Source organism: Streptomyces sp. NPDC004647, assembly GCF_040609575.1.
Lineage (GTDB): Bacteria > Actinomycetota > Actinomycetes > Streptomycetales > Streptomycetaceae > Streptomyces.
The window spans coordinates 12,894-35,115 of record NZ_JBEXKU010000047.1; the positions used below are offsets into that span (position 1 = coordinate 12,894).

Genomic DNA, 22,222 nt, shown 5'->3' on the forward strand with positions numbered 1-22,222 from the left:
ACGTCGACCAGGCCGAGCGACGCCCTGTGGACCCTTGCGGCTGTCTGTCCCGGCACCGCCGACGTCACACCCGCGCCCTGACACGTGACCGGCCCGTTGGCGCACAGCATCGCGTCCGTGAGCTCGGTATCCCGGGAGGCGGCCCCCGCGGTCGGTGCCCGGCCGGTGTTCCGCGCCGCCACGTCGCAGGCCGTGGGCTCCACTGCCCACCAGTCGGCGCACCGTATGCCCGCCGCCGTCAGCTCCAGGTGAGCTGACCGGTCGGCGGCTGGGTGCGGGGCGCTGGAACGCCGTCGGCCAGGTGGACGATCCGGTGGGTGAGGGCGGTGTTGCGGCGCTGGGTGCGGGTGTTGGCGATCGCGCGCTCGACGGCTTCACTCTGGCCGATGAGCATGACGCCTTCGCGGGCGCGGGTCACGGCGGTGTAGAGCAGATTGCGCTGGAGGAGCATCATCCCGGCGGCACTGATCATAGGGACGATGACGTACGGGTATTCGCTGCCCTGTGAGCGGTGGGCGGTCAGGGCGTAGGCGTGGACCAGTTCGTCGAGGTCGGTGAAGGGGTAGATGGCTGCCTCGCCGTCGTGGAAGGTGACAGTGAGATGGTGGGTCTCGGTGTCGACCGCGGTGATGGTGCCGCTGGTGCCGTTGAAGACGCCGCTCTCGCCGCGGTGGGGGTTGTTGCGGATCTGCTGGACGCGGTCGCCGAGGCGGAAGGCGGTCCCGCCGTGGTAGTGCTGGGGCTTGTCGTCGGCGGGCGGGTTGAGGCTGTCCTGGAGGCGCAGGTTGAGGTCGGTCATGCCGGCGATGTTCTTCTTGCCCGGGCACAGGACCTGAATATCCTGCGGGCTGACACCGAAGCGTTTCGGCATGCGGTCGGTAACGAGGTCCACCACGCGTTGGGCGATGGCCTCGGCGGTGGGCACGGGCCAGTTCCAGAACGCCTTGGGATCGTCCCTGGGGAGTTCGCCGCGCAGGATGCGATGAGCATTGATGACGATTGCGGCGCTGTCGTCGTGCTGGCGGAAGACCTTGGTGAGCCGGGTACGCGGGATGTCCTCGACGTCGAGCAGGTCGCGCAGGACCCGGCCGGGGGCGACGCTGGGCAGCTGGTCGATGTCGCCGACGAGTAGCAGATGGCAGCCCTCGCGGACGGCGGCAAAGAGGCGGCGGGCCAGGGCGAGATCGAGCATCGAGGCTTCGTCGATCACCACGAGATCGGCGCTCTCCAGGACGCTGGCGTGGTCGAAAAGGGAGTCGCCGTCGGGGGGCCGGATAAGCCGGTGCACGGTCATTGCCGCCTGGCCGCAGGTCTCCTCCAGGCGCTTCGCGGCCTTCCCAGTAGGCGCGGCCAGCGCGACGATCGCACCGGCCTCGTCGGCGATTTCGACCAGGGTACGCAGGGCGTGAGTCTTGCCGCATCCCGGGCCTCCCGTCAGGACGGAGAGGGGGCGAGTTAGGGAGGTGAGAATCGCCTGGTGCTGTTCGTCGGTCAGGCCGGCCGTCTCCTGAGTGGTGAGCTCGGCCAGCCGCTCTGCCCACGGCGCGAGGTCGGTCAGCGAAGAGGATGGGGATCGGAGGAGGCGCCGTACATGGAAGGCGAGTTGGGTCTCATCCCGGTGCCGGTGCGGCAGCATGGCGATCTCCATGTCCGCCGCCGCGTCGGTGCCGTCGGGTACAGGCAGCGGAAGCGTCTCGGTGACCATCTCGCCCTGGCCGCGCAGCGTTTCCAGCGCGTGACGCAGCACCGCGTCGTCAAGGATCTCCGCGGTGGCCGGGTCGCTGTCGGCGAGCAGTTGGCGGGTGCGGGCGATCAGTACTCGCACCGGCAGGTGGCAGTGGCCGCTTCCGCCGGCCTGGTCGAGTTCGTGCAGCAAGGCGGCCTGGAGGCGGGCGGCGCTGTGCTTGGGGATGCCGACTGCCAGTGCGATCTTGTCGGCGTTGACGAAGCCGACGCCGTGCACGTCCCGGCACAGCTGGTAGGGGGTGCGGCGTACGATGCGCATCGGGTCGTCGTCGGTGTCGGCGTACGCGGTGTAGATCTTCACCGCGAGTGCCGGGGTGATGTCCAGGCCCTGCAGGAACACCATGATCTCGGCGATGGCCTTCTGCTCCTGCCAGGCCGCTGTGATCCGCCTCAGCCTGATCTCGCCGATCCCGTGCACCTGCATCAGCCGCTGCGGTTCGGTGTCGATGATCTTCAGGGTCTGCGTGCGGAAGGTGTCCACGATCGCGGCGGCGAGGACGGGGCCGATGCCGCGGATCATGCCCGAGGCGAGGTAGAGGCGGATGGCCCTCTCGTCGGCCGGCATCGTCCGTTCGCACTGCTCGGCCTTGAACTGCTTTCCGTAGCGTGGGTGATGGACCCATGCTCCGCGCAGCCGCAGGCTCTCCCCGGGTCGCGTGCCGAAGAGTGCCTTGCCGTGTGCGGTGATGCCGTCCTCGTCGCCGCTCGCCGTGGCCAGCCGGAGCATCGTGCGCTCGTTGTAGCTGACGTGCAGCAGATGATCGACCACACCGTCGATCACATCGGGGGCGTCCAGGGGAACTTGGTGGGGCACGCGCTCTCTCCAACGGATGCTACGGCGAGCGGATCACGCCATGCCAGGGATACGACAAGGTCAGCATGAGTCCCGGAACAGCGGCCTGTCGTGCGGTTGACCTGCCGTGGCGAGCTTCAGTACGAGGCATCGTGGGCTTCGCAACGCGGCTCACCCACGACTATCGGCGGGGAGCGGCACCAACCGCATCCGCCCCTCCACGGCTACCGTGGCACGAATGACCAGGTCAGCGCCGTGGGTACGACCAGCCTCGACCGGATCGGGTGACAGACGAATCGGCGCGATTGACACCTTGGGAGCATGGGAGCACGAGCGCTCCCAGAGGGCTTCCACATGGGAGCAAACATTCATACGACAAAGGCCCCTCCCGATGATCGGAAATTGCCTCTGACCTGCGAAAACACCGTCTGGACGACAGGATTTAAACCAGCGACCGGAGCAGTCGTCCGGGAAGTTACCCCTACGCCGGGGCGCCGTGGCCGGCTCAGCTCGCGGGAGCGGACGTGGCGTCGGTCGGCTCCTCCTGCGGCACCGGGGCGGTGGGTGGCGTGGGCTGCCGCAGCACGAAGAGCGACACCGGCACCCCCACGGCGACGAAGAGCGCGCCAGCGCCGTAAGCGAGCTGGTAGCTGCCGGTGAGCGCGGACGTCTTGTTCTCGTGCTGCCCAAGGAGCGTCGCGGTGCGGGAGGAGACCAGCGTGGCCAGGACCGCGGTGTCCACGACACCGCGAAAAACAGCGCGCCGAGCGAGTGAAGCACGCCGCCAGTTGGCTCTCGCGTCAGGTGGGCAAGCGCCCCAGGGCGCGGCACACCAGACTTACCTGTCAGGAGGCGGCACGGGCCGCGACGGACGGCTCCTGGGTGACGTGGTTATGTGTCATGCCTACCGGTGCTACGCGGACTTGGCACAAGGTCGTTGCCCTCTCGCTCTTTTGAACGGGGCGCTGCGTGATCTGTTACACCGGGTCACCTGTGAGTGCTGAGGGATAGGCTAGCGTGCAATCCCACGCCCCGCCTCGGAGGTGCCTTTCCGGTGACCGATTCCTTTGTTCACCTGCACAATCACACCGAGTATTCGATGCTCGATGGTGCGCAGCGGTTGAAGCCGATGTTCACCGAGGTGGCGCGCCAGGAGATGCCGGCCGTTGCCATGTCCGATCACGGCAACATGTTTGGCGCGTACGAATTCCAGCAGGTGGCTAAGGGCTTCGACGGCGTCAAACCGATCATCGGGATCGAGGCGTACGTGGCGCCTGGCTCCCGGCGCAGCCGTAAGCCGGAGTTCTTCGGTGCCGGCGGGCAGCGCGGCGGCGGCACTGGCGCGAAGGACGTCTCTGGCGGCGGCAAGTACACCCACATGACCATGTGGGCCCGGGACACCCGGGGCCTGCGGAACATGTTCAGGCTCACCACCGAGGCGAGCTACACCGGGCAGTTCCCCAAGGGCACCGCCCGCATGGACCGTGAGCTGATCGCCGAGCACGCCGACGGGATCATCGCGACGACGGGCTGCCCCTCCGGCGAGGTTCAGACACGCTTGTTACTGGGCCAGTACGACGAGGCTCTCAAAGCAGCGGGCGCCTACCAAGACATCTTCGGCAAGGGCAACTACTTCGTCGAGCTGATGGACCACGGCATCGACATCGAGCGCCGGGTCCGCGGCGACTTGCTGCGCCTGTCCAAGGATCTCGGCATCCCGCTGCTGGCCACCAACGATGCGCACTACATCCACGAGGACGAGGCCGACGCGCACGACAGTCTGCTGTGCATCGGGACCGGCAAGAACAAGGACAACCCCGACCGGCTGAAATTCTCCGGGACCGGCTACTACTTGAAGACCGCCGCGGAGATGCGGTCGCTGTTCGCGGAGCTCCCCGAAGCCTGCGACAACACGCTCCTCATCGCGGAGCGCATCGAGTCCTATGACGAGGTTTTCGACCACGAAGACGAGATGCCGCAGTTCCCCGATGTCCCCGAGGGGGAGACGCAGGAGTCGTGGCTGCGCAAGGACGTCCTCAAGGGCTTGGAGATGCGCTACGGGGCTCCGGTCCCCGAACACGTGATGGAACGGTTCGAGACCGAAATGAAGGTCATCGGGCCGATGGGCTTCTCCTCCTACTTCCTCGTCGTGGCGGACATCTGCAAGTACGCCCGCGACAACAAGATCCCTGTCGGCCCGGGCCGAGGGTCGGCAACCGGTTCGATCGTCGCCTACGCCACCCGTATCACCGAGCTGTGCCCGCTCGAGCACGGCCTGCTTTTCGAGCGATTCCTCAACCCCGAGCGCATCAACCCCCCGGATGTAGACCTCGACTTCGATGACCGTAAGCGGGACCAAATGGTCCGCTACGTCACCGCGAAATACGGCGACGAATACACCGCCATGGTCACCACGTTCGGAAAGATCAAAGCCAAGAACGCGATCAAGGACTCCTCCCGCATCCACGGCTACCCGTACGCGCACGGTGAGCGCATCACCAAGGCGTTGCCCGGCGACATCATGGGCAAGTCCATCCCCCTCTCCGGCATCTTCGACAAGGACCACCCGCGCTACGGCGAGGCAGGCGAGGTCCGGCAGATGTACGAAAACGAACCGGACGTCAAGAAGGTCGTCGACGCCGCCATGGGGGTGGAGGGCCTCATCCGGGGGACCGGCGTTCACGCGGCCGCGGTGATCCTGTCCAAGACGAGACTGACCGACCGCATTCCGCTGCACATGCGCGCCGACGACGGCGTGAGGATCACCGGCTTCGACTACCCCAGTTGCGAGGACATGGGTCTGGTCAAGATGGACTTCCTGGGCTTGAGGAACCTGGGAGTCATCGATCAGGCCATCGCCAACGTTCGGGTAAACCGGGGCGTGGAGCTGTCCACCGCCAGCATCCCCCTGGACGACAAGCCCACGTATGAACTGCTCTCCCGCGGCGACACCTTCGGCGTCTTCCAGCTGGACGGCGGCGGCATGCGCGCCCTGCTCAAGCTGATGGAGCCCTCCCGGTTCGAGGACATCGCCGCAGCCCTCGCCCTGTACCGGCCCGGCCCGATGGCCGCGAACGCGCACACCAACTACGCGCACCGCAAGAACGGCCGGCAGGCGATCGAACCGATCCACCCCGAGCTCAGGGACGCTCTGGAGCCGATCCTCGGCAACACCTTTCACCTGCTCGTCTACCAAGAGCAGATCATGGCCATTGCCCGGCAGCTCGCCGGGTACAGCCTCGGCGGCGCCGACCTGCTCCGCCGCGCGATGGGTAAGAAGAAGCCCGAGGTGCTGGCCGCTGAATGGGAGAAGTTCCACGGCGGGATGAAGGGCAACGGCTACTCGGAGGAAGCCATCAAGGCCCTGTGGGACGTCATGCTGCCGTTCTCGGGCTACGCGTTCAACAAGTCCCACACCGCCGGATACGGCCTGGTCAGCCTGTGGACGGCGTACCTCAAGGCGAACTACCCGGCCGAGTACATGGCCGCGCTGCTCACGTCCGTGGGCGACGACAAGGACAAGGCCGCGATCTACCTGGCCGATGCCCGCAAGCTCGGGGTGCGGGTGCTGCCGCCGGACGTCAATGAGAGTGTCTCCGAGTTCACCGCCGTCGGCGAAGACGTCCGCTTCGGCCTGAAATCGGTGCGCAATGTCGGCGAGAACGTCATCGAGTCCGTCATCGCCGGCCGCAAGACCGGCGGCAAGTACAGCGACTTTGCTGACTTTCTCCACAGGGTCGACATCCCGGCCTTGAACAAGCGGGCCGTGGACTCCCTCATCAGGGGCGGGGCGTTCGACTCCCTCGGCCACACCCGCAAGGGCCTTGCAGCCGTCCACGAGGACGCCGTGGACGCCGTCATTCCCGTGAAGAGGGCTGCCTCCTTCGGCCAAGACGACCTCTTCGCCGAGATGGCACCCGAGGACGGCCAGGGCCCCGTGTTCGGCCTGGACTTGCGGATCGATGAGACCGAGTGGCCCCGTAAGCAGCTCCTGTCCATCGAACGGGAAATGCTCGGTCTGTACGTCTCCGCTCACCCTCTCGACGGGGCCGAGCGCATCCTGGACAGCAACCGCGACAGCTCTATCGCCGAACTGCTCGGTTCCGGTCGCACCAGCGGTGACGTCAAGCTCGCCGGGCTGATCACCGGCATCACCCGGAAGATCACCAAGCAGGGAAACGCGTGGGCGATCGTCAACCTCGCTGACCGCGACGGTTCGATCGAGGTCCTCTTCTTCCCTGCTGTCTACCAGCTCGTTCAGCACGCGCTCATCGAGGACAGCGTCATCGCGGTACGAGGCAGGATCGAAGACCGCGACGGCAGCCTCAACATTCACGGCCGCGAGCTTGCGGTGATCGACGTGTCCGCAGCGGAGCGGGGAGGCAGGCCGCCCGTGCAACTGGCGATCCCCCACCACCGCGTCACCGAGCCAGCCATCGCCGAATTGAAGCGGATCCTCCACGCTCACCCGGGCGACTCCCCGGTCCACCTTCGCGTGCGGGGCTTTGAGAAGACGACGGTCTACGCCCTGGCCGACCACGTCAACGCCGACAGCATCGCGTCCGACATCAAGGGCAGCTTCGGACCGGAAGCCTGGCAGGGCACGGCATAGGCACGCAGAGGGCCGGCCCGACCGTCGGGCCGGCCCCACGGGGGCGCGCAGCTCCAGGACTAGCGAAGCGCCGCTGCCTGCGCGTACTTGGCGGCTGCGGGCACGTCCATGTGCAGCAACGCGCCGATCAGATATTCACGCATCAGCCGGACAGCGGGCTCTGTGTCCTCCGTGACCTCGCGTGGCGCCAGCGCCTCCCGCATCTGCGGATCGACGAGGGCCTGCGCCAGTACGTCGTCTACGAGCTGCGCGGCCAGCCAGTGGAAAGTGCGTTCCTTGAAGGCGACCGTCAGGTGCAGCGACGGCTCATCGCCCACCGTGTAGGGCGAGTGCGGCCAGCCCCGGGGGAGCCACAGCACATCTCCCGGCGCGAGCGTGAACTCCGCCACCGGCGGCGTATTCGCTAGATAGTGCCTCTGCTCGGGGGTGAACCCGACCAGGTGGAACGACTCGAACTCCTGCACTGGGTTCTGAACGAACGGCCGGTGCACGGGCCACGTCTTGCGGCCTGAGAGCTGGAGAATCAGAGTCACGTACGGGTCGTAGTGGTACTTCAACCCCTGGGCCCCCGCGGGCGTCAGGTACGCGTTGACGTGGACCTGGTAGCCGGACTGGGCGTGGAGAGCACGGTAAAGCCCCGCGATCGAGGGCTTCATCCGCTCGAGCTCCCGGAGCGAGATGCTGCCGCCGCCGTTCAGGTGCGCCCGGACGGCTCCGCGCCGCGGCATGTCGCCGTCAGCGTAGGTGTACTTCTCAGCGACCTCGCCGTCCTTGAGGAGAACGACGTTCCTCATGGGCAGGCATTCCGCGTCCACTAACTCCTCCACCTCCGGCAGAGTCAGCAGGTGGTGGAAGGCTGCGGGCTCACGGTGGAAGCGCAGAGGTTCACTCGGCCAACGGGCGAGGACTGTGTCGGGGTTGTCGATCAGCGTCTCTAGCGACACGGTGGCACCTCCTGTAACGAGGGACAGTGCTGGGAAGACGGGGCGCCCTGTGCCCCAGAGCGCCCCGTCAGATCTGCGGCCTACCTCAGCCGCCGTGCTGGCGCAGCCACTCCCGGGCGAAGCCGGTCATCTCGTCCCGGCTCATGCGCAGCTCGCGCCCCTTGTCTTCGGGCTTGTTGCCGCGCAGGGCGTACCCACCGCCTGCCAGCTCGGCGACGGTAATGCAGCTCTCCATGGACCCGTCGTTGTCGGTGCCGCCGCCGCACAGTGCGACGAACGGGCCGGTGATCTCGCGCTTGTAGAGGTCCGTCCTTGCGGGGTTCTCCTCCGGTGGCATTGCGTCTGCCTTTCGTCGATCCGACCGGGCACGGATGTGACCGGAGTCGAAGCCGCCGCGCGGCGGGCTCGGGGGTGTTCCCGCGGCGCGGCGACGGTCTATGGGTGAATCTGCGGCCGCAGCCCGCCGGGCAGGTCATCGAAGAAGAACATCAGTGAAAGCAGCGTCAGCACGGGGACGCCGAAACCGAGGCAGCTACGGAAGCTCCGAGGCCGCTCCAGCACGGTCGCCGGCTGCCCTGCCCGGTGGGCGGAGATTCCCGCCGTAGTGAGCAGCAGCGCGGCCGCGAACAGGCACGCGCGGGTCTCCGGGCTCACGCGTCACCGCCGATGGTCCGGACGGTGCCGCTGCGGAGCAAGGATGCGTACTCGGCCATGGGCGGCAGGCCGGCATCACGGCGACGCCGCTCGAGGCCCTCGGGCTGCTCCACGTCCCAGAGGACGCATGCACCGTGGCGGAGCACGTACTGCGTACCGAATATTTGCGGGATACCCGTTCGTAGACGTGTTCGGTCAGTCAGGTAGGCGAGCTGCTGCAGCGTCGCGTCACCACGCTGAACGGCCCTTTCCAAGAGCCCGAGCGCGCGGAGCTGGAACGCCAGGTCGTGGTCGGAGTGGTGAGCGATGAGCCATGCCGCGGCGGCTCCGTTGACGCCGACGAGACGGTGACCGGGCCATCCATGCTCGTCAACGATGCGGCCCAGAGCCTGCGTGTTGCGGATGTCGACGATCTCGCGGGCTCGGAGCTCGCCGACGGTCACGGGTTCTCGGCGCCGGATCTGCTGGCTGTCGCTCGCGAGTTGCAAGAGCTCCTTCTCCAGATGCGGCAGCTCCAGCCGGCGAGGCGGCCTCATCCCTGCGCCCGCAGGTGTTCGGCGTGGGTGAGGAGACGGCCGGCGGTGTTGGCCAAGGCCAAGATGCGGGCCCGGTCGTAGGCCTCGGTCTTGCCTGCCGGCCAGGAGAGCGCGGTCCTTCCGCTGGTGGTGTCCCGCTCGCAGTCCGCCCGCTCCGCGCTCTCCGCGGCGAGTTGGCCGCGCCGTGCCTCTGCATACGGCAGCAGCGTGCGGGTGCAGTCGAGCAGGTCCTCGAGGATCTGAGGCACCTCTTCGATCGTCAGCCCGTCCAGGGCCGCCCGGATCGTCTCCCGTGCCCGTTCGGCGTCGTACCCGGCGAGCTGCTCGCTGGGCGGCAGGTCCGGGGCCGAGACGAATACACGCAGGGGGACAGCCGGCCGTGGGGCGCCGGGCGTCCGGACGGGAAGCCGCGGACGCTCCTTGGGGATAGTCACCTGTGGTCCTCGCGGTAGTAGTCCAAAACGGCGCGGCAGCACTGGGCTAGACCGCGCACATGGTCATCAGCTGATACGAGCCCGGGCCCAAGGTCTGCTCTCATCCGCTGCCGCGCATGGAGCACGGCGGACGCCCGCGTCGCACGCGCGGAGCTCCCCTCGTGCAGTTGGTCGGTCACCTGCTGCACGGCCGGGAGAAGCGCGTCGAGATGGGCGCACAGCTTCTTGTTCAGATCGACAAGGAGGTCGTACGGAGGAAGGGGGCCCCGCATCACCAGCGCCCGATCGAGCGTTGAGGCGATGGCCGTGACGTCGATCGGGCCGAGGTCAGCCGTTTCCCCGGTGGGCTCGGGAACCCCGCTGGGGGAGGCTTCGGTTCGAATAGTCAAGGCCAGGCTCCTCGTGACTCGAGGTAAGGCATGGGTGGCGAGAGGCAGAGGCTGATGCCTCCCGCCGGGATCTACAGCCAGTCAACTTCCGATAGCCTGCGGTCACTACTGCTCTGCAAGGGGCAGAGCACTTAACGCACTTAACGCCTCATCGGGGGAAGGTGGCGGCTGTGCCCACTTCGCAGCCAAAGCAGCCGAACGAAGCACTCCGCGCGGTGCTGCGGGAATCGGGACTGAGCTACGAGTTGCTGGCCCGCCGCGTGCGCACCATTGCCGCAGAGAACGGCGACCGCTCACTCCGTACGAACTCCGCAGCCGTGACGCAGTGGGTCAAAGGCACCCCGCCACAGCCCTCTACCGCCGCCTACGTGACAGAAGCCCTATCGAGGAAGCTGGGGAGACTCGTCACCCTGGCGGAGATCGGGTTACCGTCGACGGAAGACGCCGACACGAGCCTCAGCCTCGCGCAGGATCCCGTGGCGTCCCTGGCGCATCTAGGACGGGCAGACGTGGATCGCAGACGTTTCCTGAGCACAACGGTCTACTCAGTCGGTGCTCTGACGCTGCCTCTTGCGGCCGGCGCAGCCGAGGCGACACAGCGAGCAGAGGCCGCAGGAGCTGGGCGGGCGAGTGGTCAGGCAGACGTCGACACGGTCCGGGAAGTGACCAGCGTGTTCTCTCGCGCTGATGAGCGGTTGGGCGGCAACAACGGACGTTCCGCGGTGGTGGAGTACCTCAGCACGGACGTGGCCACGTACCTCAACGGAACTTTCGCGAACGACGCTGTCCGCCGGGGGATGTTCAGCGCCGCGGCGGAACTGGCGTACTTGGCCGGCTGGAAGGCCCACGATGCAGGGCGGGATGGTCTGGCACAGCGTTACTACCTCCACGCCTTCCAGATGACCCAAGAATCCGACCCTCGAGCGCATGCCGGATACATCCTGCGCATCATGGCCCACCAAGCATTCGACCTTGGCCACCACGCTCACTGCGTCGATCTCGCGGAAGCCGCGCTGAAACGCGTTCGCGGACAGGTGGACGCTGGGACGGAAACCTTGTTCTGGCTCACGCTGGCTCGGGCTCACGCAGCCGAGGGGGACGGCCGCCGCGCCCTGGGTGCCATCAGCAAGGCCGAGCACCTGATGAGCATCGTGCGCACCGGGGAGCCCCCGATGTGGGCCGTCATGGGCGGCTCCGCCGAAGCCCGCGCGTCGAACCAGACCGCCAAGGCACTGACCCAGCTCGGCGACATGACGGCCGCCGCCGAGCAATACCAGCGCTCTGCCCAGTGCTGGGACCCGAAGCGTTTCCCCCGCATCTACGCGCTGACGCTGGCCGACCTCGGACAAACGCAACTCGCCCGCGGACACATCGACACCGCCTGCGGGACGTGGTCCACAGCTCTCGACCACATGGGCGGCATGGCCTCAGCGCGGGTCCGTACCGCCGTTGGAGACATCCGCAGCCAGCTTGCTGTGTTCCGCGGCCGAAACGCGACAGACGCCAGGAAACTCGACGAGCGAGCCGCACAGTGGCAGGCCGCCACGGCATAGCGGTCTGCCACTACTCGAAGCCTCGCGAGTCGGCTCGGCATTCGCAGCCTCGTTGATGTGGTGCAAGCGGTTGACGCGGCAGGTCACCGCGGTTTGGTGGGCGCACGTGCCGAGCGAGGTGGTGCGGATGCACCGCGTCGAACTCACCGGCAGCCTGCCTCGTGTTCACGGTGCGGCGGGGAGCTGATCGCCAGCCACATCATGACGCAGGACGATGCCGCCGGGCGGCCGATCCATCTCCAGATGTGCTCCTCATGCGATGCCGAAAAGCCGGCCGCCGGCGCATTGCTGCGCTGGTTCGCCACCGACGGCGGTCGTGACAGCTCCCGCGCCGAAGAGGGCGTGCGCCTCCTGCTGGAGTGGACGAAGGCAGGCATGGCCGAACACGGTTGGTAGTGATCGGAGTCGACACCCGACGACTCGCTTCCGCGTGGGGGGTGCCGGCGCCTCATGAGGCCGCCGTACGCCTACTGATGGATCCCGGAACCCCGGGCGACTCCCCGAGACCGATCGCCTGGAGCCGGAGCGGGATGCCCTACGCGCCCCACTGGCCGCTGCCCTGCCGGAAGAACGTGAACGGATCCGGGAAGCCATCCGGCAGCTCCGGTCCGCCGTGCGGACTGCCGCCGTGATCGTTGTGTCGGGACGCGGGACCGTACAGGGGCCGAACCGTCTGCGGCTCCCTCGCTCTCCTACGGTCGACCAGGACCAGTTGCTCACGCGGTACCGCAGACTTCTGCCGCTGGGTTCCGGCGCTAACCCATGGCCTTCCTACGGTCCTGACAACCGGGCCGTGAACACCGGCGCCTGCCCTTGTCGCCGATTCGAGCTCTTCTCATCGCAATAGGAAACAGGGACAGCCGTGATCAAGGTGAAGGAATCCGCTCCGGGCACCGGGTGGGGTGCGGGTTCGCATCACGTCCGGGGCGCTCGCAACCTCCTCCTTCCGAAAGGCACACGTCATGACAACTCCCACCACTCCCAGCAGTCCCACCGTCGTCACCCTGACGAAGGATGACGGCGCCGCTGACCTGGACGGCGTTACGAGGATGGGCATCGGTGCTTCGTGGGACACCACCACAGGCGGTAGTGGCGGCCTCATGGGCGCGCTGAAGAAGGCACGCGGCACCGATCTTGACGCGTTCGCCATCCTCATGAGCGGCCAGGACCCGGTCCGTTTCGCCGGCCTGGACGTGACCGACCCGCTGCAGAACGGCGCTGTCACCTCGACGGGCGACAACCAGACCGGACGCGGGGACGGCGATGACGAGCTGCTCGAAGTCACCTTCGACAAGGTCCCGCCACAGGTGACCAGCATCGTGTTCGTCTGCGTCGCCTACAAAAAGGGGAGCGACCTCAAGAAGGCCGCGAACGTCTCTTTCAAGGTCTACGACAGCTCTGACGGCACTATGGCGCAAGTCGCCGACATCTGGCCGTCGCTGCTCGGCTCCGGCAACGCTGTCGCCGTCGCGAAGGCGTACCGGGTCGGCTCCTCCTGGAAACTGGAGGTCGTCAACGAGCGCGGCACGGTCAGACAGGCTGACCAGGACAGCCTTCTCCGGTTCGCCGTAGGAAAGTAGTCCGCACCCCGGGACGGTTCCCCGGCGGCCCAGAACCACCGCAGGGAACGGGAGATCGCCCGGGCCGCTGTGTTCGCCCTCGGGCAAGCCGCTACCCGGCCTGGGCTCCGCGAGCTGGCGGGCGTCTCTGCGCCCGTCCTGGACGTCAACTCCGAGAAGGAAGGCGACCAGCTGTCGCTCGCGGACGCGGTACGCAGCGGGCAGCCGTTTCACGAACCCGCCCGGCCCAGCCCTGCTCCTCGGCGAACTCCTCGGCTGGTTGCGTGACTTGCAGGCTGAATGGACCGAAGAGGAGGCCATCCAACGGATCACCACCGAGAACCCGACCCTCAAGCAACTGGTCCGCCAGCTCACCACTGATAACCGCACCCTGGACGAGCGGCTGAAAGCCGCCCGCTCCAACCTCCGCTTCCAAGACCGGCACGTCGCCGACCTCGAAGACCGCATCGCCGGACGGCCCGATGTCGATGCCGACCGCTAGCCGTTGCCGGTCATGACGTTGTAGATGCTTCCGAGGCGGCGGCTGGATGGTTGTTGCCGCGTACTACGCCGAGGTATTCGGCCACGGCGTCCCTGTTGCAGGTCAGGCACTTGATGCGTTCGGTCATGCGATCGCGTTCGAGTTGGAGTGTGGCGATCATCTCCGGTGTCGCGTCGGAGAAGTGGATGATCCGGGGCTTGTCGAGGCACGGGAGGATCTGCTTAATGATCCGGGTCGGCAACCCCACGCCGCGGCGGTCGAGCGGTACCTCACCGGCGCGGACATCGCGAAGTCGTCCTCGAACCAACTCGATCCGTCCCGCCGCGGAATGCCGGTGCTGTCCACTGGAGAGCAGGGCTTTACCCATCACCGAAACGGCCGTTTTGGCAGCTGACTTGGCGCTCTACCAATGCGCCTGATAGTGCGTCACCATGGACGTCCGGACCGACGCCAAAGGGAGCACCGTGGGCAACCATGAGAAACCGCCGCCAGACCCCTCGGAGGGCGATCCTCCGCCCGGGAATTCCGGACAGGTACCACCCCCGCCCCCCTCAGACGGCAAGCACAAGAAGTAGGCGCAGTGACTCAGTTCAGTGAGCATCGTGGGCGTCTGGCGGCGGGGATGGAGCGCCGTGGCGCCTGGCCCGCCCGGTCCCCGTGGATTCGCCAGGCGGTCGATGCTCTGCCCCGGCACGTGTTCGCCCCGGACCGTTTGTGGTCGTGGGACAGTCACGCGTACGTGCCCGTGGACCGTGACAGCGATGCCGAGCGGTGGGCGGCCGAGGTGTACGCCGATCCCGACGCAGCGGCTGTCACTCAGGTCACTGACGGCCGGCCTTCCTCCAGTTTGTCGTGCCAGGCCGTGGTGGTGGACATGCTTGACTCCCTCCTCCCGGAGCCGGGTCAGCGCGTGCTGGAACTGGGGACCGGCACCGGTTGGAACGCCGCCCTCCTTGCTCGTCGTGCGGGGCCAGCACAGGTGACCAGCGTCGAAGTGGACCCCGAGCTTGCCGTACAGGCCAGCGCGCGGCTGGATGCGGTGAGCGCCGGCGTCGCGGTGAAGGTCAGCGACGGTGCATCAGGCTGGCCCGAGGGCGCACCCTACGACCGGCTGATCTCCACCTATGCGGTCGAGTACATCCCGTGGGCGTGGGTGGCTCAGACGCGTCCGGGCGGCCGGATCGTCACCCCCTGGGGCCGACTGGGGCACGTGGCACTCACGGTGGCCGAGGATGGTGGGTCCGCGACCGGATGGGTACAGGGCCTCGCTCAGTTCATGCCCGCACGCGGCACCGAGCCTGGGCAAAACTTCGGCCAGGTGCGCGGAACGGGCCCGGCTGGTGACGAGCGGCCGTTTGTCCGGGCCACGGAGCCGCTGCGCGACGACTGGCATTTGCGGTTCGCGCTGCGCGTTGCCCTGCCCGACGTGCAGGTCACCACGGCTGTGGACGCGGACGGCCTGAACGTCTGGCTCCACGACGGCGCCGCCTCTTGGGCGACGATCTCCGCGCTGGGCGACGGCAGGTCCACCGCCTACCAGGGCGGCCCGCGCCGCCTTGCCGACGAGCTCGAGCAGGCGTGGGACATCTGGCTGGCCGCCGGCAAGCCAGAAGTGTACGACTTCGGCATGACCATCGAGCCGGACCGGCAATACCTGTGGACCCGGGACCCGGCCAACGGCTCGCGGTGGCCTGTGGGGGTGAAGGGTCCGGGGGCTGGGGCCGGCTCGATGCGCAGTGAATGCGCAATTCCGAGCTTCAGTGCACACTGACTCCGGACCGTAACTGCCGGGTGCCGATCTCTTGTGATCTTCTCAGGGCGGGGTACGCAGGGTGCTCCGTACGGTCCGGAGTATGGCGGTACGGAGCATGGGCAAGGTCCATGGCGAACGCAGGGTGCCTGCGGCCGATATCAGACACCCGCTCCTGCGAATCGAATCGAGAGCATGCTCGGCTTCACGATCATCGAACGCACCCGGCCGCTCACCGCGAGGGATCCCGGCCAGATCTTCCTCGCCCGTACCGAGCACCTCACCCGGAGCCTTGACTACGACGCCCTGTAGCCCAGGGCTGCGTGCTCGCAGCAGCGAGGCAAACAGAAGTGACGCCCGATACCGGCCTGGAGAGGGTGAATGGGGTCGGCGATCAAGGGGGCGGCATGACAGGGACCGACCACCAGCTGGTCCGGGCCCGCATTGTCCGCTCCATCGCCCACCTCTCTATCCCCGCCTTCGCCAGGGGCCAGATCCTGGTCCCAGTGCCGAGGTACTTCGGCTCGAAGACGGTCCCCTCGGGCAGCGGCCCCCAGTCCGGGCAGCACACCAGTGTGCTGGGCCAGGTGCTGGGCCAGCATCGGTTGGAGAAGGAACAAGCGCCACAGCACCATCCGATGATCCGCGACGCTACGAGGCGTGCTGCGCCCGCTGATCTTCGCCGCCAACGGAGCCATGTCTCTGTGCGGGTCTGAGTACTGGTGAGTTCGTGGTTCGCAGGTTCAATGCGACCGTATATAGGTACGGCAAAGGCTTAAAATTCTTATAAATGAGCATTTCTGGCACGCGTGAGCTTGGGTTGGCTGCCGTTGTCGAGCGCGGCTCACTACGCACTGCAGCCGGGGGTGGTGCTGTGCCATACACGCCCACTGCATTTGACCGAGAGCTGCTCACCGTTGCCGACGCCGCATGCGCCAGGGGGCGGCCGCTCTCTCTGGTCCTGCCTCTTCCAGGAACGCTGACCCCGATGATCCTTGCTGGCGCGGCTCTCATCGGCCGGATCCTTGCCACGCGCAGCCTCGATGCCCGCGTCGCCCTGGCGACCCGCCAGCTCGCGCAGCGGGTCTTCTACGACGACCTGTACTTCGACCGCGAACAGCTCGCATCCCGGATTCCCCGCGCAAGAGTCACCGACATCGGCACGCTGCGTGCCGTCGGCGGCGGTACCGGGACCGGGCGGCTCGTCGTCACCGGCGACGTCGCCCGTCTATCGGGGCTCGCTGGCAGCCTGCACGGCATTGTGGTGGAGGCGACTGCTGCCAACAGCGATCAGACGGCCGACCTGCTGCGCCGGATGCCCGCGGGTGTGCCACTGCTGTATCTGACCGCCGACGCGGCCGACCCGGCGCTCGCCGAGCTCAGCGACCATGGCGGGGTGGTGTGGGCTTGGGATTCCGGTCGGCTCGCTAGCCTGGGCCATAACTCGGGCGGCGTCACGAGAGTGCCACGGTACTTGGCTGCCAGCGAGGAGACATTGCTCCGCGCAGCTCATTGCTCGGTGACCGTGACCGGCCCGGCTGATGCCAGTGCCCTCGACAGCGCGCTCGCAGCGCTCTACCGCCGACTCGCCCGTGCTTCCGATGACACTGCGGCGAACCCGATCGCGGCTGACGCGCTGCGATGGGTGTGGGGCGTCGCCACGACACTTGTCATGCTTCCCGCGTCCCCGGCCGCCTATGACCGGGCCGCCGCCCGAACGTGGGGCGCGTCACCGATCGCGGACGCGGCAGCCCGCGCCGCCGCACACGCGCGCTACGTCGGCGCGGCCGAACGCCAACTGTGGCTCGATCTTTCCCATGACGTGGCGGCCGCCGTGTGTGCCGCCGCAGAGGCGAACCCGCGCGTCGACGCCGCCGCCCGCTGGGTCCGCACTGTGGTCGACGCCGGCGGGCGCGGCAGCGTCGTCGTCAAGAACCGGGCCGCGGCCGCCGCGACGGCCAGCACCCTTGATGAGCACGCTGAGGTGCCCTACGGGTGGGAGCAGCAGGTTACCGTCGTCACCGCCCGTAACGCGGTCACTGGCCGGACGGGGGTTGAGGGCACACTGCTTGTTTGCGGTCCGCTACCGCGAGCTTACGCAACGCTTCTCGGCGCCCCGCCGGCGCACTCGCTTACCGTCCTTGCAGCCGGGCCCTGGGAGACACGCCGCGCTGTCGACCAGGTCACCGGCACACGCCGCGCGCTGAGGGACCGGGCTGTCGATGCGCTGCGATACAGCGCCCCTGTGCTCGGCGTCGACACCCACAGGATGAGGCTGGGTCCCACGCTGCCGCCCGTGCGTGTCGAAGCCGGGCCGTGGTCCTCGATGCCCGCTCCGGCCCAGAAACCGCCGTTCGACCTGTGGGACCCGTTCACCCACGACGTCGCAAAGCTGATCGGCACGCGGGCAGTCCGTCGCGGCATCGACACCGAGCCGCCGGCCCGCGCCGAGACCAGCGCGGCCACTGCAGTTGCCACCGTGCCGGCGGTCACCCTTGTCCTCCAGGGCGGTGTGCTGTTCTGCGAGCCCAACATGCACCTTCGCCGTCGGCATGAAGGCAGCCTGACGCAGGCAGTGCCTGCAAAGGCGCTGCGCAGGGGGGACGTCATAGCTCTCGTCCGGGAGAGCGCGCGCCGCGACCTGTTCGCGGTCGTCACCGAACGGCTCGCCGAGCTGCCGAAGTACGCCCCCCTCGTCGGCCTCATCGACTACTGGCACGAGCGCGCCCAGCACGCTGGCCACTGCTCGGACCTCACCCACGACGAAATCCTGCATCGCATGTACGGCACGCGAATCACTACCTGCGCCACCATCGGCAACTGGATCCGCGGCGACGTGACAGGCCCAGCCGAGGCAGCAGACATCGCGCGGTTCGCCCGCGCGGTCGGCGACAGCGACCTGGCCCAGCGCGCCGACGCCATCGGCACGGCACTGAACACGATGCGTGTCATCCATCGGAAGGTCGGCCGGAGCCTGGGAGCCCTTGTCGACGATGACCGGCTCGAAGATCGCGAAGGCCTGCTCGACTCCGAAATCGGCCTGCACGTCACCGACGTCCTGGACGCAGTCAGCATCCACCGGATCACGGACGTCCTCCCCGGCCTCGTCCAGGTTCCGTACAGCCGTACCGGCATGCTCCTCGCCCGGAACAGTGCACGCGCGCTCATCGACAGCGCCGGCCCCGAGCCATCCAGTCCCATCCCAAGCCTGGAGAGGCTATGACGACCGAGCCCGTCAATTCCGCTGCTGCCGCCCACGCCCCCCGCCTGCCGGACGAGCTGGTGCACGATGCCATGCTCGAGGCGCTGACCCGCCGGGTCAGCGACGCTGCCACCGGCGCTGCCATCTCCGCCCGCACGCGGTGGTACGGCGACGAGCGCCGGTCCCGATTCTGGCTGGGCATGCTCCACCCAGAGGCCGAGATCATCGAGGCCCTTAGCAGCGGTCGCGGCGATCTCGCTGCTCGGTTCACGCCGTCAGCGCAAGGATTCGCCGTCCGGCTTGCACACCTGCCGGCGCAGCTCGACGTCGAGGTGAACTTGGCCGTCTGGCTGGCGCTGCACCCCACCCTCGACGAGCAGCGAGAAAGAGCCCACCAGACCGCCACCGCACCGAGCGCGGACGGCGACGCTCCCACCGACGAGGAGAACCCTGGGCCTGCCGATGCGATGAGCGCTGGCCCTACGGTGACTGGCAGCGACCGGGCTGGAGACACCGGGTTCAAGCTCGCGGCCGCCTGGACAAAGATCGACGTCGGCCCCGTCGCACTAACCGTCTCCCTCGACGACACCGCGGCAGCAGCCACTCGGCACGGCAGCGACGTCCTGGCCGCCGCAATCCGTACCGCGGTCACACACCTGCCGCCCGGCGCCGAGCCACACCGTCCTCTGCGCACCGGCCTCCCCCGCGCACACAACCCGCGGGCGACTGATCTGAGTGACGAGGCGACCTGGACCGCCTACTGCCGTGACAACCTCGCTCCGACTCGCGATGTGGCGCTACCTGAGTGGCGGGCGGCGCTCGACATCGAACTGACCCCCCACGACGACGGCACGACCACGCTGCTGCTCACGGTCGTCAACACCGGCCCGCTGTCCGACCACCAGTACACCGACCCGACAAACGCCGTGGCCTACCGCCGTGATTACGTCGATCCGGCGCTGTACGAAGTGCGTCTGTCGGCCGTTCCAAGCGTTCCGATCATCCCGCACACACTCGAGCAGATCTCCGACTCCTACCGCTACAACCGCCACGTGCCCGGCTTCGGCCACAACAGCGCGTTGGCCGCCGCCGATGCTGGAGACGGGCTGACGAGACTGACGACCGCTCACCTGGCCGTCGCCACAACCGATCGGGTGGAGCCGCGCACTGCCACCGACGATGGGACGCCGATCGACAGCAGCTTCGCAACCCTGGCCGCCGACCCGCTACCCGCTCTGGACGCACTTGCCGACGCTGCCGAGTCCTGGGTCGAGGAGCACTGGTCCGCCACAGCCCTCGACGCGCTGGCCCGCGAAGCGCACTGGGACTGGGCGACCAGAGAGAAGGCTGACGCTGATGCCGTAGCCGCACACGAGGAGATCGACTGGATCCGCGCCGGTATCTCGGCACTGCGTGCTGATGACAACCTTCTGAAGGCGTTCCAACTCGCGAACACCAGCATGGGCCAGGTGGCGGCAGCCAAGGGCTACAGCCAGTGGCGGCCGTTCCAGCTTGCCTGGATCGTGGGCTGTCTGCCTGGGGTTGCCGACCTGGCCGCGCACCGCAGCGAGGTCGGCATCCTGTGGTTCCCGACCGGCGGCGGCAAAACCGAGGCGTACCTGGGACTGATGGCCATAGTGCTGTTCTATGGCCGGCTGACTGGTACCACCGCCGGCGCGCAGGTGTGGGCCCGCTTCCCGCTCCGGCTGCTGAGCCTGCAGCAGACCGAGCGATTCGCCCAAGCGGTGTTCGCCGCCGAGATCGTCCGTCGCGCCGACCCCTCGACAGCACACGGCGCCCCGTTCGCGGTCGGCTACTTCGTCGGCGGCGGCAACACTCCAAACGACCTGCGGATCCCCCACCCCGGCGACCGGTACTACAGCGGCCCGGACCCCCGCCGGAAGGAAACGGCAGATGCTTGCCGCGTCCTGGAGACCTGCCCTGCCTGTAGTGGACCGGACAGGGTCGAGGTCACCTGGAACGACGCCGCCCAGCTCATGGAGCACCGCTGCATCAACCCCGCCTGCCCGCTGGCGGGGACACTGCCGGTCTGGTCGGTCGACAGGAACATCTACCGGACCGCCCCGAGCGTGCTGGTCGGCACCGTCGACAAGCTCGCCCAGCTCGGACAGAACTCCGAGTTCCGGGTCCTGCTCGGTGAAGCTGCAGCCCGCTGCCCGCAACACGGATACGGCGCAGACCCGAACTACTGTGCCATCTTCGGCTGTCAGGCCATCCGCGCGCCGGTGCCGCCAGGGTTCGGCTCCGTGCGCCTGGAGATCGCTGATGAGATGCACCTGCTGGATGAAAGCCTCGGAGCACTCGACGGCAATTACGAGACGCTGTTCGAAGCCATCTCCGAACGCCTAGGTCGCCCACCCATGCAGATCGTCGGAGCGACCGCCACCATCGAGGGCTACCGCGAACAGGCAGACCACCTGTACCGGCGCAAAGATCCGCGCCGGTTCCCGGCCGCCGGTCCCACCACCGTGGAGACGTTCTGGGCGTCTGTGCGGAAAGGCCGACCCCTGCGCCGCTACGTCGGCATCCTGCCGCGCCGCATCACCATGGTCACAGCGGCACGCGAGATCACCCTCGCGCACGCCCGCTTCCGGGCGGACATCGCCAGCGATCCCGCCGCCGTCGCCGCCGAATGCGGATTGCCGCCCTCCGACGCATCACGTGTTGCCCACGCCGCCGCCCAGTGGTACGAGGTGCACACCGTCTACGGGCTGCGTATTGATGAACTAGACAACTATCTGCGCGACATCTCGGAGAAGACGGATCTTATTGCCACCGAGGCGAATACCAGCCGGATCACATCTGATGTCGGCTTCCTCAACATCCGTAAAGATCTTGAGCGCCTGATAGAGCCGCCCGCCGATCCGGATGAGCGGATCCGGGTCCTCGCCGCGACACGCGCCATCAGCCATGGTGTCGACGTCAGCCGCCTCGGCATCATGACAGTGATGGGCATGCCCACCCAGGCGGCAGAGCTCATCCAGGCCTCCGCCCGTGTGGGCCGCAACGAGCCCGGCCTCGTGCTCTGCCTCATCAATCCGATGCGCGACCGGGACACCAGCGTCTTCCGCTGGTTCGAGAAGTGGGCCTCATATCTCGACCGGCTCGTCCACAAGGTCCCAGTCAACCGGGAAAGCCTCCCGGTTCTGCAGCGTGTCCTGCCTGGGGGACTGATGGCATGGCTTTACCAAAAGCACGAAAGCGAATGGCTCGCCGGTGGCCGCCGTCGCAAGAAACTGCGCAAAACACACGCAGTTGTCGAGGCACTCAACGCAGGCGTTATCGACGAACCGACCCTGATCGATGAACTCCAAGCAGGCTTCGGCATCGAGCCGGATAACCTCCGCCACCGCAGGCACGCCGAGGAAATCGAGAAGTTTGTCACCGATACCGTCCGGAAAGCGCGACTCAACGCTGACCCGGACCGAAACATGCCCGACCTGCTCGACCAGCGGCCGCCGACGAGCCTGCGCGACATCGGTACCACCATCGAGCTGCGCGCCGAACTCTGACCAGACCGGGAAGGA

The 22,222-nt window shown here is 67.6% G+C and carries 18 protein-coding genes and 1 pseudogene; 10 read left to right on the forward strand and 9 right to left on the reverse strand.

Annotated features, from left to right (window positions below):
* Window positions 1–117: 117 nt before the first annotated feature.
* A complete protein-coding gene (locus ABZW18_RS21150; RefSeq protein WP_356189545.1) occupies window positions 118–252 on the forward strand; it encodes a hypothetical protein in 135 nt (44 codons plus the stop codon).
* On the opposite strand, the gene ABZW18_RS21155 is transcribed toward ABZW18_RS21150, so the two are convergent.
* A complete protein-coding gene (locus ABZW18_RS21155; protein WP_356189547.1) occupies window positions 239–2,560 on the reverse strand; it encodes an ATP-dependent RecD-like DNA helicase in 2,322 nt (773 codons plus the stop codon). The genes ABZW18_RS21150 and ABZW18_RS21155 overlap by 14 nt on opposite strands.
* Window positions 2,561–3,044: 484 nt before the next feature.
* Window positions 3,045–3,281 carry a hypothetical protein gene (locus ABZW18_RS21160; protein ID WP_356189549.1) on the reverse strand — a complete coding sequence of 79 codons (237 nt, stop codon included), beginning with the start codon at window positions 3,279–3,281 and terminating at the stop codon, window positions 3,045–3,047.
* A gap of 312 nt (window positions 3,282–3,593) precedes the next feature.
* Between ABZW18_RS21160 and dnaE the strand changes: the two genes are divergently transcribed.
* Window positions 3,594–7,151, forward strand: coding sequence for a DNA polymerase III subunit alpha (gene dnaE, locus ABZW18_RS21165; protein WP_356189551.1), 3,558 nt, complete (start codon window positions 3,594–3,596; stop codon window positions 7,149–7,151).
* Between the two features lie 59 nt (window positions 7,152–7,210).
* Here dnaE and ABZW18_RS21170 read toward each other — a convergent pair whose 3' ends face one another.
* From ABZW18_RS21170 to ABZW18_RS21195, 6 genes are all read right to left on the reverse strand, one after another.
* Window positions 7,211–8,095: a cupin domain-containing protein gene (locus ABZW18_RS21170; RefSeq protein WP_356189553.1), complete on the reverse strand. Its 885-nt coding sequence runs from the start codon at window positions 8,093–8,095 to the stop codon at window positions 7,211–7,213.
* An 85-nt stretch (window positions 8,096–8,180) separates the two neighbouring features.
* Window positions 8,181–8,432: a DUF397 domain-containing protein gene (locus ABZW18_RS21175; RefSeq protein WP_356189555.1), complete on the reverse strand. Its 252-nt coding sequence runs from the start codon at window positions 8,430–8,432 to the stop codon at window positions 8,181–8,183.
* A 98-nt stretch (window positions 8,433–8,530) separates the two neighbouring features.
* Window positions 8,531–8,749, reverse strand: coding sequence for a hypothetical protein (locus ABZW18_RS21180; RefSeq protein ID WP_356189557.1), 219 nt, complete (start codon window positions 8,747–8,749; stop codon window positions 8,531–8,533).
* Window positions 8,746–9,285: a DUF6624 domain-containing protein gene (locus ABZW18_RS21185; RefSeq protein ID WP_356189559.1), complete on the reverse strand. Its 540-nt coding sequence runs from the start codon at window positions 9,283–9,285 to the stop codon at window positions 8,746–8,748. Before ABZW18_RS21185 ends, ABZW18_RS21180 begins: the two co-directional genes overlap by 4 nt.
* Complete coding sequence (locus tag ABZW18_RS21190) at window positions 9,282–9,719, reverse strand: hypothetical protein (RefSeq protein WP_356189561.1); 438 nt, start codon at window positions 9,717–9,719, stop codon at window positions 9,282–9,284. The genes ABZW18_RS21185 and ABZW18_RS21190 overlap by 4 nt, the downstream gene beginning before the upstream one ends.
* Window positions 9,716–10,108 carry a DUF6415 family natural product biosynthesis protein gene (locus ABZW18_RS21195; protein ID WP_356189563.1) on the reverse strand — a complete coding sequence of 131 codons (393 nt, stop codon included), beginning with the start codon at window positions 10,106–10,108 and terminating at the stop codon, window positions 9,716–9,718. Before ABZW18_RS21195 ends, ABZW18_RS21190 begins: the two co-directional genes overlap by 4 nt.
* A gap of 170 nt (window positions 10,109–10,278) precedes the next feature.
* On the opposite strand from ABZW18_RS21195, the gene ABZW18_RS21200 reads away from it, so the two are divergent.
* The 4 genes from ABZW18_RS21200 to ABZW18_RS21215 all read left to right on the forward strand — a co-directional run bounded on the left by ABZW18_RS21200 (window position 10,279) and on the right by ABZW18_RS21215 (window position 13,722).
* Entirely contained in the window at window positions 10,279–11,661 is a 1,383-nt protein-coding gene (locus tag ABZW18_RS21200; RefSeq protein WP_356189565.1) for a hypothetical protein, read from the forward strand.
* A gap of 96 nt (window positions 11,662–11,757) precedes the next feature.
* Window positions 11,758–12,057, forward strand: a complete 300-nt coding sequence (locus ABZW18_RS21205) for a DUF6300 family protein (RefSeq protein ID WP_356189567.1) — start codon at window positions 11,758–11,760, stop codon at window positions 12,055–12,057.
* A gap of 566 nt (window positions 12,058–12,623) precedes the next feature.
* A complete protein-coding gene (locus ABZW18_RS21210) occupies window positions 12,624–13,241 on the forward strand; it encodes a TerD family protein (RefSeq protein ID WP_356189569.1) in 618 nt (205 codons plus the stop codon).
* Window positions 13,242–13,500: 259 nt separating this feature from the next.
* Window positions 13,501–13,722: a hypothetical protein gene (locus ABZW18_RS21215; protein ID WP_356189570.1), complete on the forward strand. Its 222-nt coding sequence runs from the start codon at window positions 13,501–13,503 to the stop codon at window positions 13,720–13,722.
* 10 nt (window positions 13,723–13,732) lie between these two features.
* On the opposite strand, the pseudogene ABZW18_RS21220 reads toward ABZW18_RS21215, so the two are convergent.
* Window positions 13,733–13,966 (reverse strand): annotated as a pseudogene (locus ABZW18_RS21220) (MerR family transcriptional regulator); the annotation flags it as partial.
* A 450-nt stretch (window positions 13,967–14,416) separates the two neighbouring features.
* Here ABZW18_RS21220 and ABZW18_RS21225 point away from each other — a divergent pair.
* The 4 genes from ABZW18_RS21225 to ABZW18_RS21240 all read left to right on the forward strand — a co-directional run bounded on the left by ABZW18_RS21225 (window position 14,417) and on the right by ABZW18_RS21240 (window position 22,207).
* A complete protein-coding gene (locus ABZW18_RS21225; RefSeq protein ID WP_356189572.1) occupies window positions 14,417–15,493 on the forward strand; it encodes a methyltransferase domain-containing protein in 1,077 nt (358 codons plus the stop codon).
* 386 nt (window positions 15,494–15,879) lie between these two features.
* Complete coding sequence (locus ABZW18_RS21230; protein WP_356189574.1) at window positions 15,880–16,188, forward strand: hypothetical protein; 309 nt, start codon at window positions 15,880–15,882, stop codon at window positions 16,186–16,188.
* 272 nt (window positions 16,189–16,460) lie between these two features.
* Window positions 16,461–18,695: a hypothetical protein gene (locus ABZW18_RS21235; RefSeq protein WP_356189576.1), complete on the forward strand. Its 2,235-nt coding sequence runs from the start codon at window positions 16,461–16,463 to the stop codon at window positions 18,693–18,695.
* Window positions 18,692–22,207, forward strand: coding sequence for a helicase-related protein (locus ABZW18_RS21240; RefSeq protein WP_356189578.1), 3,516 nt, complete (start codon window positions 18,692–18,694; stop codon window positions 22,205–22,207). Before ABZW18_RS21235 ends, ABZW18_RS21240 begins: the two co-directional genes overlap by 4 nt.
* The last annotated feature ends 15 nt before the right edge of the window (window positions 22,208–22,222 follow it).

Bases quoted from the DNA above. Each gene is read 5' to 3' on its own strand.
- ABZW18_RS21175 (WP_356189555.1), bottom strand. From the start codon at position 8,432: ATGCCACCGGAGGAGAACCCCGCAAGGACGGACCTCTACAAGCGCGAG.
- ABZW18_RS21235 (WP_356189576.1), top strand. From the start codon at position 16,461: ATGATCCTTGCTGGCGCGGCTCTCATCGGCCGGATCCTTGCCACGCGC.
- ABZW18_RS21210 (WP_356189569.1), top strand. From the start codon at position 12,624: ATGACAACTCCCACCACTCCCAGCAGTCCCACCGTCGTCACCCTGACG.
- ABZW18_RS21230 (WP_356189574.1), top strand. From the start codon at position 15,880: ATGACAGGGACCGACCACCAGCTGGTCCGGGCCCGCATTGTCCGCTCC.
- ABZW18_RS21185 (WP_356189559.1), bottom strand. From the start codon at position 9,285: ATGAGGCCGCCTCGCCGGCTGGAGCTGCCGCATCTGGAGAAGGAGCTC.
- ABZW18_RS21240 (WP_356189578.1), top strand. From the start codon at position 18,692: ATGACGACCGAGCCCGTCAATTCCGCTGCTGCCGCCCACGCCCCCCGC.